Genomic DNA, 17,144 nt, shown 5'->3' with positions numbered 1-17,144 from the left:
ATCAGGGTGCCGAAATGAGGAATCAGGGTGCCGAAATGAGGAATCAGGGTGCCGAAATGAGGAATCAGGGTGCCGAGATGGGAAATCAGGGCACCGAGATGGGGAATCATTCCGTGGAAGAGGGCTTTCAAAAGAGAAGGCAGGAAGTGGAAGCCATTCTGACCGCATTTTTGCCGGAGGAAAAGGGGTCTGCGAAGACCGGAATAGAAGCCATGAACTACAGTCTTATGGTAGGCGGAAAACGGATTCGTCCCATCCTGCTTCGAGAGGCCTTTTTGCTTTTCGCCGGGGAGGAGAGACAGAGGCTTTTCCTACCCTTGACTGAAGCTTTTATGCTGGCCATGGAGATGATTCATAGCTTTTCCCTTTGTCATGATGACCTGCCTGCCATGGATAATGACAAGTATCGTAGAGGAAAGGAAGCTACCTGGTACCGTTTTACGGAGGCCCAGGGGATACTGGCAGGAGATTCTTTAAGTCTTTACGCCTTTCAGTGGGTACTGGAAGTTTTGGAAAGGGAAGGGAAAAAGGGCAACAACGTGGAACTTCTTTCCCCTACCATGCAAGGCCTTAAGATTTTGGCAAAGTCCGCCGGGATAGAGGGCATGATTGGGGGACAGGTGCTGGATATTGAAAAAACCGGACAGCCTCTGACGGAGGAAGAGCTTTTCTTTATTTACAAAAAGAAAACCGCAGCCCTCCTTTCCGCTTCCTTAGAAATCGGGGCTTTACTGGGAGGGGCTAATCCGGAAGAGCAGGAGAAGCTGTCTTCCTTTGGAGAGAAAATCGGCCTGGCCTTCCAGATTCGGGATGATATTTTGGATGAGATTTCCAGCTTTTCCGAACTGGGAAAGCCCATCCACTCTGATGCGGAACAGGCGAAAACTACGGCTCTTAGCCTTTATGGCATGGAGAAGGCGGAGGCCATGGTGGAGCAGTATACGGAAGAGGGTAGAAGCCTCTTGCAAAGCTTGGATCGAAATGCGGTAGATGGGGAAGCATTGGATTTTCTTCTTTCCTTTAGTCAGTATCTTTGTTCCAGAAGGAGTTAGAAGAAAAGCTGTTTTGCTTTCATAAGCGCCTTCGAAAATGATGGATATTCTTAAGGCACGATGGAAAAAGTCTATGGGAAGAGGCAATAAGTTCTCTTTAGTATGAAAGAAGTAGGAGATTTTTCATGATATTAGAGTCAATTCATGGGGCGGAGGATATAAAACGTCTGTCCCTTTCCGAACAAAAGACCTTGGCCAAGGAGCTGAGACGCTTTATTTTGGAAAAAACCTCCATGCATGGTGGCCACTTGGCCTCCAACCTGGGGGTGGTGGAGCTTACCATTGCTCTTTTTCATAGCTTAAATCTGCCACAGGATAAGCTGGTGTGGGACGTGGGACACCAGTGCTATACCCACAAGATTCTTTCCGGAAGAAAGGATGACTTTGACGGGCTTCGACAGCTGGGAGGAATCAGCGGTTTCCCTAAACGAGAGGAAAGTCCCTATGATTGCTTTAATACCGGCCACAGCTCCACCTCCATTTCCGCAGCTCTGGGGATAGCCCAGGCTAGGGATATTTTGGGAGGAAAGGAAACGGTGGTGGCGGTCATTGGTGATGGAGCCCTCACCGGAGGCATGGCCTATGAGGCTTTAAACAATGCTTCGAAAATGAAGAAGAACTTCATTATCATTTTAAACGATAACGAAATGTCTATCGCCAAGAATGTGGGGGGGATTTCCACCTATCTAAACGGCATTCGTTCCCATGAGAATTACACCCATTTCAAAGAGAATTTTGCGGCAGGGCTTTCCAGGGTGCCTATCCTTGGGCCAAGTCTTGTGGATCGTTTGAAAAATACCAAAAATTCTATTAAACAGCTTTTTGTCCGGGGCATGTTTTTTGAAAACATGGGCATCACCTATCTGGGTCCTGTGGACGGACATGATATTAAGGCCTTGGAAACGGTGTTACAGGAAGCGAAAAGGGTGGATCATGCGGTGTTGATTCATGTGGTCACCAAAAAGGGAAAGGGCTATGTACCGGCGGAGCAGTCCCCCAGCCATTACCATGGGGTAAGTCCCTTCCATTTGTCCACCGGAAAGGATAAGGCGGAAAGTACAGGACTTAGCTATACCAAGGTTTTTTCTCAGACCATGGTGGAAGAGGGCCGGAAGAATCGGAATATTGTAGCCATTACCGCGGCTATGCCGGACGGCACCGGATTGGATGCCTTTGAAAAGTCCTTCCCTAGACGTTTTTTTGATGTGGGGATTGCAGAAGCCCACGGGGTAACCTCTGCGGCAGGGATGGCCAGTATGGGCTTAAAGCCTGTTATGGCGGTGTATTCCAGCTTTTTGCAAAGAGGATTTGACCAGTTGGTGCATGATGTGTGCCTGCAAAAGCTGCCGGTGGTTTTCGCTGTTGACCGGGCGGGACTGGTTGGGGCGGACGGAGAAACTCATCAAGGAATTTTTGATCTGTCTTACCTCCGCCTCATGCCCAACATGACGGTGATGGCACCGAAAAATGCTCGGGAACTACAGGAAATGCTCCGTTTTGCCTTAGCCTTTTCCGGTCCTATCTGTCTTCGTTATCCGAGAGGGCTGGCTTATCAGGGCTTTTCTGAGCAGCAGGAGGAAATCCTTTTGGGGAAGGCGGAGATTTTGAAAAAGGGAGAGGGCATTGCCCTTTTGGCTCTTGGCTCCATGGTGTCCACCGGAGCCCATATTGTGGAAAAGATGGAGAAGAAGGGATACAACTTAACCCTTGTGAATGCCCGCTTTGCCAAGCCTATTGATACGGAGATTTTGGACAGGCTGGTGGAAGAGGGATATCATAGCATCATTACTTTAGAGGAAAATGTACGAAACGGCGGCTTCGGTGAGGCTGTCCTGGAATATATGAATGCCTGTCATCCGGAGATAAGGGTGGAAACTGTGGCTCTTCCGGATGCCTATGTGGAGCACGGAAGCGTTTCCGCTCTTAGGGAAATCTTAGGCATTGACTCCGACAGCATTATCCGGAAAATGCAGGAGAAGGGGATTTTTAAAGACTAAAGGGGAATTTCCGTAGTCTTCCGTAACTTCTCTTAGGAGGCTACCGGCGTAGTCTTCCGGGAAGGCTTGATGGGATAAATAATAACTTGGAATCTAAGAAAGGAGAAAGCATGGCTGGAAAGAAGGAACGGCTGGATGTTCTTTTGGTGGAAAGAGGGCTTATGGAAAGCCGGGAAAAGGCTAAGCGGGCCATTATGGCAGGGCTGGTTTTTGTCAATGGGGAAAAGGAAGATAAGGCCGGCAGCAGCTTTCCGGAGGACGCGGAGATTCTTGTGAAGGGAAAGGCTCTTCCTTATGTGTCCAGAGGGGGCTTAAAATTAGAGAAAGCCCTAAAGTCTTTCCCTATTTCCTTGGAAAATAGAGTTTGTATGGATATCGGTGCTTCCACCGGAGGCTTTACGGATTGTATGCTTCAAAACGGAGCGGTGGAGGTTTATGCCGTAGATGTGGGCCATGGACAGCTGGATTGGAAGTTACGAAACGATGAAAGAGTGCATTCCATGGAAAAGTGTAATATTCGCTATGTGGAGGAAGAGGATATTTTAGCGCTGGGAGAAAAACCCACCTTCTTTTCCATAGATGTTTCTTTTATTAGTTTAACCTTGGTACTTCCTGTAGTGAAGAAGCTGGGAAAGCTTCCTTCTCAGGTGGTTTGCCTGATTAAGCCCCAGTTTGAGGCAGGAAGAGAACAGGTAGGAAAAAAGGGCGTGGTACGGGACATTGCCGTGCATCAGGAAGTGATTCGAAAGGTACTGTCCTTTGCTTCTTCCATCGGCTTTTCGGTACAGGGCTTGGATTTTTCGCCTATTAAGGGACCGGAGGGAAATATTGAGTACCTCTGCTTTTTGGAGGATAGGGGAAATGCCGAGGAGGCATTATCGGAGGCTTGGGAAGCCGAGCTTATGCGAATTACGGAAGATTCCCACCGGGACTTATAGTTAACTAAGTTGACAGCAAGAATTAAAGCTAAAATAAAATTCATTGCAGGAATTAAAGTTAAAATAAAATTCATCGCAAGACTCAGAGTTAAAATAAAATTCATCGCAAGACTTATAGTTTAAGCAAGCTAGAGGAAGATATGCTATACTAGAGAGGAAAGAAATACATGAATTTGGCACTCATTGTGAATCAAACAAAGCCAGAGGCAGAGAGCTTCCAGAAAATCATAGAAGAAGAATTAGCGAAGAAAGGCATTCTTCCCAAGATTTTTTTGAATAAGGATTTTTCCAGAGAGGATTTTGTGGGCATGGATTGCCTGATTACCTTGGGAGGAGACGGCACGATTCTCCATACCACCGGGGTTTTACAGGGAATGCCGGTTCCGATTTTAGGAATCAATGCGGGACATCTTGGTTACCTTACGGAAATTCGCCAGAGAAGAAGAATTGCGGAAGCTATAGAACGGCTTGTGGCCGGGGATTATGTGGAGGATCGAAGAGCTATGCTTTCCGGCAGCATTTTCCGACAGGGAAAGGAGATATTTTCGAGGTCTGCCTTGAATGAGCTTTTACTCTCCAGAGTGCGAGGGGTGTCCATACATCATTTTCAGGTCTTTTGCGACGGGATGGAAATGGTTCACTATTCCGCAGACGGAATCATCATTTCCACGCCTACAGGTTCCACCGCCTATAATCTTTCTGCGGGAGGCCCCATTATTTCTCCGGAAGCTCCGGTATATATCATGAATCCTATCTGCGCCCATTCCTTAAATGCCAGAGCGGTGGTTTTGGATAATCGGAGAACCCTGGAGATTGTGATGGAGGGAGGAGATCAGGTGCTGTCCTTTGACGGAGAGGCTCCTATCGAACTTTTGGCCGGAGATGTGGTGCGAATCAGGAAGGCCAAGGAAGAAACGGTTTTAATTAAATTTTCCAAGGAAAGTTTTCTTCATACTTTGCGAGAGAAGATGGCAAACTTATAAGAGAGGTTTTTGATGAAAAAGACAAGACAGGACAGAATTCTTTCTTTAATCGAAGAACAGGATATTGAAACCCAGGAGGAATTGGCCAGACAGCTGCAGCTGGAGGGATATTCCGTAACCCAGGCCACGGTGTCCCGGGACATCAAGTCCTTGCAGCTTACGAAAATGCAAAAACACGGCAAGATGGTTTACCAGAGCCTTTTAAAGGAGTCTCCGGAGAGAGATTTGGAGAAATTTGTCCGGGTTATGCGGGACGGCACGGTATCCATGGCGGTGGCGGGCAATATTTTGGTCATCAAAACCCTTTCCGGTATGGCAAATGGCGTGGCTATGGCCATTGACCAGCATCATTTTTCGGAGATTGTGGGAAGTCTTGCAGGAGATGATACCATCTTCTGTGTCACTTCCGGGGAGAAGGATAGTCAGGCTTTAAAGGATAGCATCGAAAACCTGATGAGAGGCTAGCAAATAAGGAGGAAGGCATGCTGGATCGACTGCTGGTAAAAGATTTAGCCTTAATAGAGAAATCCGTTGTAGAGTTTTCCGGCGGCTTAAATGTCTTAACCGGAGAAACTGGAGCGGGAAAGTCTATTTTGCTTGGCTCCATTCAACTGGCTCTGGGGCAAAAGGCCAATAAAGACCTGATTCGTCATGGAAAGGAACAGGCCATTGTGGAGCTGGACTTTTCTCTGACGGCGGAGGAAGTGCGCCGGATTAAAGCCTTGGAAGAGGATCTTGAGCTGGAAGAGGAAAGACTCTTGATTCGCAGGAAGATTTCCGAAAAGAAGTCCGATATTCGAGTCAATGATTTAGGGCTTACCCTGGCTAAGCTTCGGGAAATTACCGGCGGTCTTTTGGATCTGCACGGACAGCATGAGCATCAAAGTCTGCTTCGGGAAGGCTCTCATTTGGAAATCATCGACGGCTTTCGGAAAAAACAGGGTGGAAAGCTTTTAGAGGAAGTGGCGGATGCTTACCATTTGCTACAGGAAAAAAAGAGAGCCTTACAGAAATTTTCCCTAAAGGAAGAGGAAAGGACAAGGGAGCTGGATTTTCTGGATTTTGAGATTCAGGAGCTTGCGGATGCCAATCTTTCCGAGGGGGAAGAGGCGGAACTGACCAAAGAGTACAGCCTTTATGAAAATATGGACAGGCTGAAGAGCCTGTTGCTTTCCGCAAAGGAATGCCTGGAGGAAATGGATTTTCATCGTCCCATTCAGGCGGTGGAGGAGGCCAAGGACTTTGATGAAAGCTTAAAGGGGCTTTCCGACAGCCTGTATGATTTGGAGGCGGTGGGAGAGGATTGTCTCCGCTCTTTAGACCATTATCTGGACCATGCGGAGGTGGATGAGGAAAAGCTTTTTACTCTGGGAGAACGGCTGGAACAGATTCGCAGAGTCATGATGAAGCATGGAGGCACGGAAGCCAAGGCTCTGGCCGCATTAGCCAAGAAAGAGGAAAGAAGAAGCTTTCTTTTGGACTATGAGAAGGCTGAAGAGAAGGCGAAGAAGGCTATCGTAGAACAGGAAAAGCTCCTTAGGGAGAAGGCGTTGCTCCTTTCCAAGGAAAGGCAGGAGGATGCCAAGGTCTTAGCCAAGCAAATCCAAGGGGAAATGCAGGAAATGGGCTTCCTGGACACCAAATTCGAATTCCATTTTCAGGAGAAGAAGGAGCCTACGGAAAAGGGCTTGGATGAGGTAGAGGCCTATGTGAGCCTGAACCCGGGAGAACCTCTTCGACCTCTTCGGGAGGTGGGATCCGGAGGAGAGTTGTCCCGCATTATGCTCTCCATTAAGACGGTACTAGCGGATACAGACGGAGTTTCCACCCTGATTTTTGACGAGATTGATACCGGAATTTCCGGAAGAACTGCGGAGAAGGTGGGAGAAAAGCTCCAGAAGATTGCGAAGAATCACCAAGTGATTTTGATAACCCACCTGCCCCAGATAGCGGCAAAGGCAGACCATCATTTTCTGATTGAAAAGACGGTGGAGGAGGGCGCCACCCACACAAGGATTCACCCCTTGGAGGAGAAGGAATCCATAGAGGAGCTGGCAAGGCTTCTTGGGGGAGATGAAATTTCGGAGGCTTCCCTGGAAAATGCCAGAGAGCTGAAGGCAAAGTCTAAGGCGAAGAAGCAACAGAAAAACATGTGATATTTAGGAAGGAGGATAGGATGAAAAACATTTTATTTCTTGCATCAGAGGCAGTTCCCTTTATCAAAACAGGAGGTTTGGCGGATGTTTGCGGCTCCCTGCCAAAAGCTCTGGACCCCGGCTATTTTGATTGCAGGGTGATGATTCCCAAATACATGTGTATTCCGGAAGAGAAAAGGAATGAACTAAAATACAAGACGCACTTCTACATGGATTATCTGGGACAGTCCCGTTATGTAGGCGTTTTGGAAAAGGAAGTGGACGGCATCCTATACTACTTCATCGACAATGAATATTATTTTTCCGGAAACAGACCCTATGGTAACTGGTACTGGGATTTGGAGAAGTTCTGTTTCTTCTGCTATGCGGCTTTATCCGCTCTGCCACTCTTGGATTTTCATCCGGATGTGCTGCATTGTCATGACTGGCAGACCGGATTGGCACCGGTTTTATTAAAGGATCGTTTTGCGGGAGGTGAATTTTTCCGTTCCATTCGTTCCGTATTTACCATTCACAATCTTCGCTTCCAAGGCGTGTGGGATATCAAGACCATTAAACGCTTTACGGAGCTGTCGGATTATTATTTCACTCCGGATAAGCTGGAGTGTGAGAAAAATGGAAATCTTTTAAAGGGCGGTTTGGTTTATGCGGATGCCATTACCACGGTCAGCAAAACCTATGCCAGGGAGATTCAGTATCCCTTCTTCGGGGAGGGGCTGGAAGGTCTTTTACAGGCCAGAGACCATGACCTTCGGGGAATCGTAAACGGAATTGACTACGAGGAGTGGAATCCCAAGAGGGATCCCTTCCTTCCCGCCAGTTATGATTCTGCCTCCTTCCGGGCGGGAAAGCCGGAGGTGAAGAAAGCCTTACAGGAGGAGCTGGGCTTAGAGGTGGATCCGAATTGTATGCTGATCGGTATGGTTAGTCGTCTTACGGATCAAAAGGGCTTGGATCTTCTGGTAAGAGTCTTTGATGAAATCTGTCAGGATAAGATTCAGTTTGTGGTTTTGGGTACAGGGGAGGATGGCTATGAGAATTTCTTCCGGCACTATGCTTGGAAGTATCCTCAGAGGGTTTCTGCCCAGATTTACTATTCTGAAGAGAAGAGTCATAAAATCTATGCAGGCTGTGATGCCCTGCTGATGCCATCTCTCTTTGAGCCCTGCGGTCTTTCCCAGTTGATTGCCCTTCGCTACGGCACAGTTCCCATTGTCCGGGAAACTGGAGGCTTGAAGGATACGGTAGAGCCCTACAACGAATATGAAGGAAAGGGAACAGGCTTCTCCTTTGCCAATTATAATGCCCATGAAATGATGGCCGGCATCCGTTATGCGGAGCAGGTGTATTATGACCATCGGGAGGCCTGGGAGGAAATGATTGCCAGGGGCATGGAACAGGATTATTCTTGGAAGAGTTCCGCTCTTCAGTATCAGGAGCTTTATGACTGGCTGGTGGAAAGATAAAAGCCGAAGAAAGGAAACAAAAAAAAGGCATGACGTTTCAAGAGCAACTTTTAGACAATTATTTATTGATCTCAGCTCTGCTCTCCTGGTTTGTTGCCCAGGTTTGTAAGACTGCGATTGATGCTTATTTTAATAAGGGGATAAACTGGGAAAGGATGACCGGTTCCGGAGGAATGCCCTCCAGCCATTCCTCTACAGTGGTAGCTTTAGCCACGGCAGCCGGAATTTCTTATGGAGTGGATAGTGCTATCTTTGCGGTGGCTCTGGTTTTTGCCGTTGTGGTGATGTATGATGCCACCGGAGTCAGAAGAGAAAGCGGAAAGCAGGCGGTGATTTTGAATCGTCTCTTACTGGATAATCCTTTTGCCTGGACCGGTAAGGAATTTGAGAAAAAGCTAAAGGAATATGTGGGGCATAGCCCCCTGCAGGTTTTAATGGGAGCTATTCTGGGGCTTGCCATTGCAGTAGGAATGGGGTATGTCTATGGCTATTTTGGATAGGAAGAAAAGGATAAGGCGGTTTTTCTGCCTTATCCTTTCCCTGCTTTTTCTTCTAAGCTCCTGTAAAGGAATTGCAATTAGCGGAAAAACGGAGAATATCCCCGGCTATACGGAGGCACAGGCGATGATTGTAGTAGGCTCGGAGCGAAATCGCATTCAAAATGTGATGGGAAAGGAAGTCTGGGATCTCCCTGTAGCCGGACAGGTGGAAAAAACCTACGGAGAATATTTCCTGGCTAAAACCAAGGAGTTTCTGCAAGATATCCGTACTTTGAATCTGATGGCGGAGGAAAAGGGAATTATTGCCAATGGAACGGAGATGGAAAGCATTCGAGCTGCGGCCAATGCCTTTTACCAAAGTCTCAGCGAAGAGGACAAGGCCTTCTTTGGAAACTGCAGTCTGAAGGACGTGGTGGATATGTATGTGGCTTACTTTGTGGCGGAGAAAACCGCAAAGTCTCTTTTGGCCAACGTGGATACGGAATTAAGTGCGGCGGAAGCCAAGGTGATTTCTGTGGAGCAGATTGTGGTACAGGATGAAGCCCTGGCGAAAGAATTGGAGGAGAAGGTAAAGCTTGCCGGAGCCAATTTTTCCTATTATGCCAGACAGTATTCCGAGGATCCGGAATTGCAGAAACAGTTGGCCTTTGGAGAAAGTGAGGATGAATACGCGAAGGTAGCATTTTCCTTAGAGGACAATGAGATTTCCTCTGTTTTTTCTCAGGATGGAAAGTACTACATTTTAAAATGTCTAAGCTCCTATGATGAGGAGGCTACCAAAGAACGAAAGGAGAGACTGGAAACCGCTATTCGCTCCTTGCATTTTCAGGAAAGCTACGAGGCCTATCAAAAAGAGCATATTGTCCGCTTCCGGGAACCCTTCTGGAAGGAAATCGACCTTCATAGTCATGAGGGAAGCACTGCGGATTACTTCTTTTCCTACTATCAGGAGAAGGTGGCGGAGGCGAAGTAATGGATGGGTTACTTACTCAAATAAAAATATTTGAGACTTATAGTATGAAAATATATTTTTGCGACTTTTCAAGGGATAAGAATAGTGATAGCCTTAAGGAGACGAAAAATAATTAAATAAAGCTAGAGGAGAAAAATATGATTATCACAAGTGAAAAAAAATTCAAAAATAATTTCGATGACTATATTAAGTCCTTAGATACAAATCGTGAGATAGCAGTAACAAGAGATGAGGGAGAGAATTTCTTTGTGGTTTCGGAGAGTTACCTGAATAGCTTAAAGGAATCTCTTTATATCGAGAGCATTCCCAATTTAAAAGAAAAAATATTAGAAGGAATCAATGAGCCAATCGACGAATGTTTGTCCCGTGAGGAGCTTAGAAAACAATGTATGAGCTAAAGTTTACTAAACAAGCATCAAAGGACTATAAAAAAGCACTCCAGTCAAATTTAAAGGATATTTTTGAAAAAATTTTAGACGAGTTGGAGCAAAATCCTTATCAGCCACCTACTGAAAAATTACTGGGATATCCAATTCCTACATTTTCAAAGAGAGTAAATATAAAACATAGAATTGTCTATAATGTTGATAATGAAAACAACGTGGTTAAAATACTATCGATGTGGTCTCATTATGAAACAATATAGATGAATACCATAAATATAAACGAATATAGGTCTCATGGAGTCGTTTACTCATGCTCCATGAGACCTATTGTTTGTAACCTATACTATGAATGTTAAAAAATAATTGTGGATTCCTAATCTTCTACTTGAAAATCTATTTAAAGTGCAGCAACAATTCCCTGATCGTTGGCATAAATGGTGGCTACACCGGCGGCATCGGTCACAACAATTTCTTTATAGCTTCCTTCCTTCAGGAAGTCTTCTTTTACCTGTTCGGCCCGTTCAGGAGCATTGACATGGGTGATTACCAGTCGCTTTTCTTTTACCGCTTCCGCACCCCCAGCACGTTCAACGGCTAACTGCACCATTCTCTTTAAGGCCTTCTGTATACCTCTTTGCTGGTCCAATTTTACAATGGTACCGTTTACCGCACCCATAACGGGCTTAATGTTTAAGGCGGAAGCCAAGAAGGATTTTACGGCGGAAAGTCTACCGTTTTTCCGTAAGGTTTCCAGAGACTCCAGTACAAAAACGGTTACGATGTCGTTACATTTTTTCTCGACAATGTCTACCACTTCCACAAAACCTAGACCTGCTTCCTTACACTCCTGAATGTCCAGGCAAAGCTTGCATTCTCCGGCGGAAGCGGACTTGGAGTTAAACAAATGAATCTTCTTGGGAGAATCCTCATGAGCCTCCGTATAGAGGTCGATGCCGATTTTGGCCGCCTGATAGGTGCCGGAAAGCTGGTCGGAGAGGGTTACAATATAGACTTCATCCGCATCGGACTCTTCGATGGCTTTCTGAAAGGCCTCCGGAGAGGGACAGGCGGTTTTTGCGCCGATGGAAGAGGAGGCCATCTTTTTAATGAAATCTGCCTGGTCAAAATGCTCATCATCCATAATTCTGTATTCTCCGATTTCCAAGCTTAGGGGAACCATACGAAAATGAGGATCCGCCTTCATTTCCGGTGTAAAATCTCCACAGCTGTCACAAATAATCTGATATTTCATAGGGTTTTCCCTTTCTAAGTAGTTTTCAATACTACATCCATTATAGGGCAATGCGGAGTACTGTCAAGGTATAGCCGGATTCCGGCCTTTGATTACTCGGATTCTGGCCTTTGATTACTCTCTTTTTGTTTTTTGTCCACTGACAAAATCTTTACTTTTATCCACTGACAAAATCTTTACTTTATTTACATTCTTTGAATTTCCGCCTGAATCATTTTTCCCATCAGCTCGGAAAAATGCTCTAAGGACTGGACCTTCGCAAAATTTCTGCCGAAAATCTTCTGGGCATTGGGAACATCCTTGTCCTTTCCGGTGTAGGCCAGTAGTACATAGATGTTCTCCATATGGGCTTTATGCACCATTTCCTGAATGTCGGAAATAGCCAGATCTCCGGAATAGTTTCTGGCTTTGTTCTTTACCTCCAAAAGATCGTTGGGAGTTAAATCCGTAAGCCAGATTAGCAGGCGATGGGAGGCTGTATTTTCCTTTAACTGCTCCAAAACGGCGGAAAGTGCCAGGCCGTCCCGGTTCGCACCGGTGGTGAAGTAACGGAAAATTTCTTTGTTCTTAGTTCGTTCCGTATAGTCCCGATATCGATTTAAAACCGTATAGCCGCTCATGGAGGAGTAGCCGAAAACCCGAACCGGAATCCGACAGTTGTCCAAAGCCTTTGCCAGAATGTAGCCCTGTTGGGATACGGTTTCCATCCGATGAATCTGGGAGGAAGAGGCATCCAGCAGTAAATCCACTGTGAGAGAACCTTGACTGTCCGCGATTTCCTTTTGGAAAATTTTATTGTGGCCCTTTAAATATAGGGGCTTCCACAAAAGAGAAGGGATCAGTTTTCCCTGATTGGAAAGGACGGGACTTGGCTCCAAGCTGCTTAACAAGGCATTTTTCAGCATTTGACTAAGGCGGAAAATCTGTGTCTGATTATAGCTTGCCTCTTTTTCATAGGCCTGTTCATTTTTCTTTCGCTGGGCTTCCATTTCCTTCCGCATCTTCGCAGCGAAGCCTTTTAGATTGTCCTCTTCCTTGCCGTTGGTAAAATACAGCCTTGCCCCCTGATGGTTCCCAATGCAGCAGGCTTTTTCCATGGCTTCGGATTTTTTCTTATCGAAGAGAGGCTGTCCGAAATAGCTTTGAATATATTTTCGAAGCCCTTCCTCGGTGATTTTTTGGTACTTTTCGGAGGCGGTTTCCACATCCCGGCTGTCCGCCCCTCCCTTGCTTCGCTCTAAAAGCCCTAAAACCAGCTTTTTCGGTGCTCCGGAAGAAGTACCGTTCTCGTCTTTTAACCAAAAGAAAAGGTGAGGAATCTTGAATTCCCGCTTTTTCTTCTGCATGGCAGCCGGAAGACCGGGAAGGTAGGTGAAATATTTTTGCAAAGTCTTGGAAAGACTTTGAATCCATTCCTCGGTATTCAGATCTCCGGAAATTTCCACTTCTTTTAGAAGCTTTCTATCCACTAAATCAGGTAGACCGCAGTCCTCCCCTAAGGCTACCTTGTAATGTCCCTCTAAAATCCAGCCTTCTCGGCTTTCCGCAATACTGGGAATAAATTCCTGAAGCTTCCGTTTGCAATATTCTCTACGAAGGAGAGCCAGACTTTCTCTTAGAGGACTTTCCTTTTCGAAGGTGGCATTTTCCAAAGCCAGCCAAAAGAGCGTTTCGTAGGTTTCCTGCCCCAGAGTTTCGTGAAAGGTGCTGTAGAATGCCGTTAATTTCTTCCAGTCAAAATGAGTATAGCTGGCACCAATGATGGTATTCCAATACAGATCCGCCTTGCCTTCGTAGTCATACATACGGTAGCCGGGAGAGACCTTATAGTTATGGGCACCGTTCCAAATCATATTGGCAGCCCGTTTTTTTTCAAATTCTGTCAGCATCATAGGAAAATACGCTCTCCGGAAAGCTCTTTAGGAATTCTGGCATCCAGTAAATCCTGTACCAACTGTCTTTCGTAAAGGTCAAAGGACTTATTTACCAGTCCCATTTCCAAAGCCTTGGATACGGATAAGCCCTTCTGCATTGCTTTAATAGAAGAAATTAAACCTCTAAGGTCTAAGCTCCTGCTGGAAATTTCACCTCCGGAAACCTTTTCCTGAATTTCAGAAAAGAGGAGGGCAAACTGCTTTCTGTATTCTTCCGATAAGTTCGGAAATTGCTGCTGCAAAAGCTTATCCAGATTCTCCGCGCTGATCACCGGCATGTGGAGCACCAGAAAACGGGAAGCTAAGGCCTCATTTACCTCTCTGGTTCCTGCATAACCGTAATTCATGGTGCCGATAAAGCGGGTAGCTTCATGCAGGGGGAACTGGCCGTAGCCCGGCAAATCGATGCTGTGACGGAAGTCCAGGGTAGCGTGCAGTACCGCCAAGGATTCATTTTTCGCCATATTGATTTCGTCTAAGATGCCGAAGCCCCCACGAAGGGCACACTCCAGAATCGGTCCCTTACGAAGCTTCACTTCTCCTTGGGAAAAGGTATCACTACCCACCAGGGAGGAGGCGTCTGAATTGACATAAAGGGAAATATCCCATTCCGGACGGGAAAATGCCAGAGCCAGTCCCTGGGCTAAAACGTTTTTGCCCGTGGCCTTAGGACCGTCCAAAAGCAGGTTCGCTCCGGAAAGCAGGGCGGCAATGGCGGCTTCCCAGATTTCCTTTCCGTAGTACAAATACTCCATTTTCGGCAAACGCTTCTCGTCCTCTTCTTCCAGCTTGTAAAAGGAACGGAAGGAGCGCAGCTCCTCTAAAAGCTTCTCCGAAATACCTTCTTCTTCTAAAAATGTCAAAATATCCTTCATTTTCTATCCCCTATCTACTTTTATTATTCTTTCTGACGGCTATTTTACCGCAGTTTAGTACAGAAATCTTAAAATTCCTAATCTTTTATTTGAATAGCACAAAAAAATGAAAAAACCATCCTTTGATTTTAGAGGATAATGTATGTGTACAAAATACAAAATTGCTATTTATTTAACAGATTATCGTCAATAGAAAGGAAATTTAGGCAAATAAACTATAATTAAGTACTTATTGATTTTGAAATAAATGGATAAAATATTGAAATTTCTGTGAACAAGGTGTATTTTTAGTTTTGCACAAAATTGAGGAAAGAAGGGGAGGATTACTTATGGTTACCTTTATGATCGGCCTTGTGATTCTCATCGTCGGCGGAATGGCTATGGGTCGCCTTTGCGATCATGTATTCCAGCCGGACGACAGAGAGACACCGGCTTACGCCAAGCAGGATGGTGTGGATTATGTTCCGATGCCTACTTGGAAAAATGCTTTAATTAACTTACTGAACATTGCCGGAACAGGACCTATTCTTGGACCGATTCAGGGTATTTTGTTCGGACCGATTGCACTGCTTACCATTCCTATCGGAAATGTTATTGGCGGAGCGGTACATGACTACTTTGCGGGAATGATTTGTACCCGTGACGGCGGAGCCCAGATGCCGGAGATGGTAAGACGTTATACCAACAAGGCAGTGTTCTGGATTTACGATGTATTTGTATGTGTGCTTTTACTTTTAGTAGGAACCGTGTTCATTTACACTCCCGGAGACATTACCGCAACCCAGGTATTCGGATTCAGCGGTTCACCTACAGAGGCTTCCACCTGGATTATCTACGGTATTATTTTCGCATACTATTTAATTGCTACTGTATTCCCCATCGATAAGATTATCGGAAGAATCTATCCTATCTTCGGTGCAATCCTGGTATTCTCCGCAGTAGGTGTATTTGCTGTAATGGTAATTTCCCATTACCCGTTAGTAGAGATTTTCGGAAACTGGAATACTCCTTCCTTTAACTATGGAGATTATTTCTGGACACAGAACTTTTTCCCGATTTTCTTCGTAACCGTAGCCTGCGGAATTCTTTCCGGATTCCACTCTTCCCAGACTGCTCTTGTGGCAAGAACCATTAAGAGTGAGAAGGACGGAAGAATGACCTTCTACAACATGATGGCTGTAGAGGGATTCATCGCCATGGTATGGGCGGCAGGAACAATGGCATTGATTCAGTTCACTGCAGACCAGGGCGGAATCAGCATGGTATTTAACGAGAAGGCAGGAACCTTCCAGTACATGATTCAGAAGGCGGGAGAGCTGGTTGCTATTTCTCCAACCTCTGTAGTCGGTGTAGTTTGTAGAAGAGCTTTAGGACCTGTTGGCGGAGCAATAGCACTTATCGGTATTATCATTCTTCCGATTACATCCGGAGATACTGCACTTCGTGCATTACGTCTTACCATTGCAGATACCTTCCATATTAAGCAGGACAACAATTTCAGAAGATTAAGCCTTGCCATTCCAATCTTTATCCTGGTAGCAGGAATCTTGGTTTGGGCAAAGGTAGATCCTAAGGGCTTCCAGATTCTTTGGAGATACTTCGCATGGTCTAACCAGACTATGGCATTATTCCCCTTGGCTGCGGCAGGTATTTATCTCATGATTAACGGAAAAGCAAAATGGGCATGGATGCCACTGCTTCCCGGTACCTTCTACACCTTCATCTGCGCAAGCTATATCTTAAATGCAAAGCTGGGCTTTGGTTTAAGCTGGCCAATCGCTTATGTGGGCGGTGTAATTGTGGCTGTTATTTACCTTGTTCTTGTAATCATTAGAGGGAAGAAGGGCGGCACCACTCCTGAGCCTACCGTAAAGTAATGGGTGATGGCTGAAAGTGTTTCGCCTTTGAAATAGGCAAGTCCTTTTGAAAAGGCATGGTTGATTAGGTGAACTTTGCCTGTAAAAGATTGTTTTAAGGATGAATTGAAAGATTGATTGCTTCGGAAGAGGCAGTCAATCTTTTTTTATATATTTTTTATAAATTAAAAATTAAGCATTTATTGATTTTCTCTTAGGATATGGAGTATATTTACTTTGGATTTTAATAATCATCTGTAGGCGGGATGGGAATCGGAGGGAGAAGACGATTCCCTGTATTTAGTCCGGCCTACTCGTACCATAGCAGAAATCAGGGAAGAGAGTTGTAGCTACTATGGGACAAAAAATTACCTAGTAAGGGAGAATGAAAAATGAAGAAAAAGAAACTGAAAGTACAAGTAGCTGCACTCGCCATGACAGGAGCCATTGCAGCTGCACCATTGACCGTAAGAGCGGAAGAAGCAAGCACGGCAGCACCGGCGACTGCGAGCACAAGCAGTACAGAAGCATCTGCCACTGCCGCAGCTTCTGCAGCAAGTACAGCGACAACTCCTGCAACAAGCACGGCGGCTACCACCGGAACAGGTGCAACTGCAAGCACCGGAACAGCAGCAACAGCTACCACGGAAGCGTCAGCCTCGACAGCCGCAACTGCCCCGGTTACGGTAGCAGAGGCACCGGCAGATCCTGCCACCACAGTTCCCAACAATGTGGATACTGTAGTACCGGATGATAATAAGCAGGGAACGGATATT

General features: G+C 45.8%; 15 protein-coding genes and 1 pseudogene. 13 read left to right on the top strand and 3 right to left on the bottom strand.

Features of this window, described 5'->3' with window-relative positions:
- From RYO92_RS09840 to RYO92_RS09790, 11 genes are all read left to right on the top strand, one after another.
- On the top strand, positions 1-1,052 hold a 1,052-nt coding region (locus tag RYO92_RS09840; protein WP_315370272.1), incomplete at its 5' end, for a polyprenyl synthetase family protein.
- 125 nt (positions 1,053-1,177) lie between these two features.
- A complete protein-coding gene (gene dxs / locus RYO92_RS09835) occupies positions 1,178-3,049 on the top strand; it encodes a 1-deoxy-D-xylulose-5-phosphate synthase (RefSeq protein WP_315370271.1) in 1,872 nt (623 codons plus the stop codon).
- 110 nt (positions 3,050-3,159) lie between these two features.
- Positions 3,160-3,987, top strand: coding sequence for a TlyA family RNA methyltransferase (locus RYO92_RS09830; protein ID WP_315370270.1), 828 nt, complete (start codon positions 3,160-3,162; stop codon positions 3,985-3,987).
- A 167-nt stretch (positions 3,988-4,154) separates the two neighbouring features.
- On the top strand, positions 4,155-4,970 hold the full coding sequence (locus RYO92_RS09825) for an NAD(+)/NADH kinase (protein ID WP_007157005.1): 816 nt from the start codon (positions 4,155-4,157) through the stop codon (positions 4,968-4,970).
- A 12-nt stretch (positions 4,971-4,982) separates the two neighbouring features.
- Positions 4,983-5,435, top strand: a complete 453-nt coding sequence (argR, locus tag RYO92_RS09820; RefSeq protein ID WP_304069993.1) for an arginine repressor — start codon at positions 4,983-4,985, stop codon at positions 5,433-5,435.
- Between the two features lie 17 nt (positions 5,436-5,452).
- Positions 5,453-7,126: a DNA repair protein RecN gene (gene recN / locus RYO92_RS09815; protein WP_315370269.1), complete on the top strand. Its 1,674-nt coding sequence runs from the start codon at positions 5,453-5,455 to the stop codon at positions 7,124-7,126.
- Positions 7,127-7,146: 20 nt separating this feature from the next.
- The gene (gene glgA / locus RYO92_RS09810; RefSeq protein ID WP_315370268.1) at positions 7,147-8,592 is read left to right on the top strand and encodes a glycogen synthase GlgA; all 1,446 of its coding nucleotides are present in this window, start codon (positions 7,147-7,149) and stop codon (positions 8,590-8,592) included.
- 29 nt (positions 8,593-8,621) lie between these two features.
- On the top strand, positions 8,622-9,092 hold the full coding sequence (locus RYO92_RS09805) for a divergent PAP2 family protein (RefSeq protein WP_315370267.1): 471 nt from the start codon (positions 8,622-8,624) through the stop codon (positions 9,090-9,092).
- Positions 9,070-10,065: a peptidylprolyl isomerase gene (locus tag RYO92_RS09800; protein WP_315370266.1), complete on the top strand. Its 996-nt coding sequence runs from the start codon at positions 9,070-9,072 to the stop codon at positions 10,063-10,065. Before RYO92_RS09805 ends, RYO92_RS09800 begins: the two co-directional genes overlap by 23 nt.
- A 137-nt stretch (positions 10,066-10,202) precedes the next feature.
- On the top strand, positions 10,203-10,463 hold the full coding sequence (locus RYO92_RS09795) for a type II toxin-antitoxin system Phd/YefM family antitoxin (RefSeq protein ID WP_007156998.1): 261 nt from the start codon (positions 10,203-10,205) through the stop codon (positions 10,461-10,463).
- Positions 10,451-10,711, top strand: a complete 261-nt coding sequence (locus tag RYO92_RS09790) for a Txe/YoeB family addiction module toxin (RefSeq protein WP_007156997.1) — start codon at positions 10,451-10,453, stop codon at positions 10,709-10,711. Before RYO92_RS09795 ends, RYO92_RS09790 begins: the two co-directional genes overlap by 13 nt.
- A 137-nt stretch (positions 10,712-10,848) precedes the next feature.
- On the opposite strand, the gene RYO92_RS09785 is transcribed toward RYO92_RS09790, so the two are convergent.
- The 3 genes from RYO92_RS09785 to RYO92_RS09775 all read right to left on the bottom strand — a co-directional run bounded on the left by RYO92_RS09785 (position 10,849) and on the right by RYO92_RS09775 (position 14,512).
- Positions 10,849-11,703 (bottom strand): DegV family protein, encoded by an 855-nt coding sequence (locus tag RYO92_RS09785; protein WP_315370265.1) that lies wholly within the window; start codon positions 11,701-11,703, stop codon positions 10,849-10,851.
- Positions 11,704-11,888: 185 nt separating this feature from the next.
- A complete protein-coding gene (locus RYO92_RS09780; protein ID WP_315370264.1) occupies positions 11,889-13,595 on the bottom strand; it encodes a hypothetical protein in 1,707 nt (568 codons plus the stop codon).
- Positions 13,592-14,512, bottom strand: a complete 921-nt coding sequence (locus tag RYO92_RS09775; protein WP_007156993.1) for an AAA family ATPase — start codon at positions 14,510-14,512, stop codon at positions 13,592-13,594. Before RYO92_RS09775 ends, RYO92_RS09780 begins: the two co-directional genes overlap by 4 nt.
- A 329-nt stretch (positions 14,513-14,841) precedes the next feature.
- Here RYO92_RS09775 and RYO92_RS09770 point away from each other — a divergent pair, with 329 nt between their 5' ends.
- Positions 14,842-16,389, top strand: a complete 1,548-nt coding sequence (locus tag RYO92_RS09770; RefSeq protein WP_315370263.1) for a carbon starvation CstA family protein — start codon at positions 14,842-14,844, stop codon at positions 16,387-16,389.
- Positions 16,390-16,760: 371 nt separating this feature from the next.
- Positions 16,761-17,144 (top strand): annotated as a pseudogene (locus RYO92_RS09765) (cell surface protein); the annotation flags it as partial.

The organism is Oribacterium sinus (genome assembly GCF_963553175.1).
GTDB classification, from domain to species: domain Bacteria; phylum Bacillota; class Clostridia; order Lachnospirales; family Lachnospiraceae; genus Oribacterium; species Oribacterium sinus_B.
This window is presented reverse-complemented; position numbering and strand designations above follow the sequence as displayed.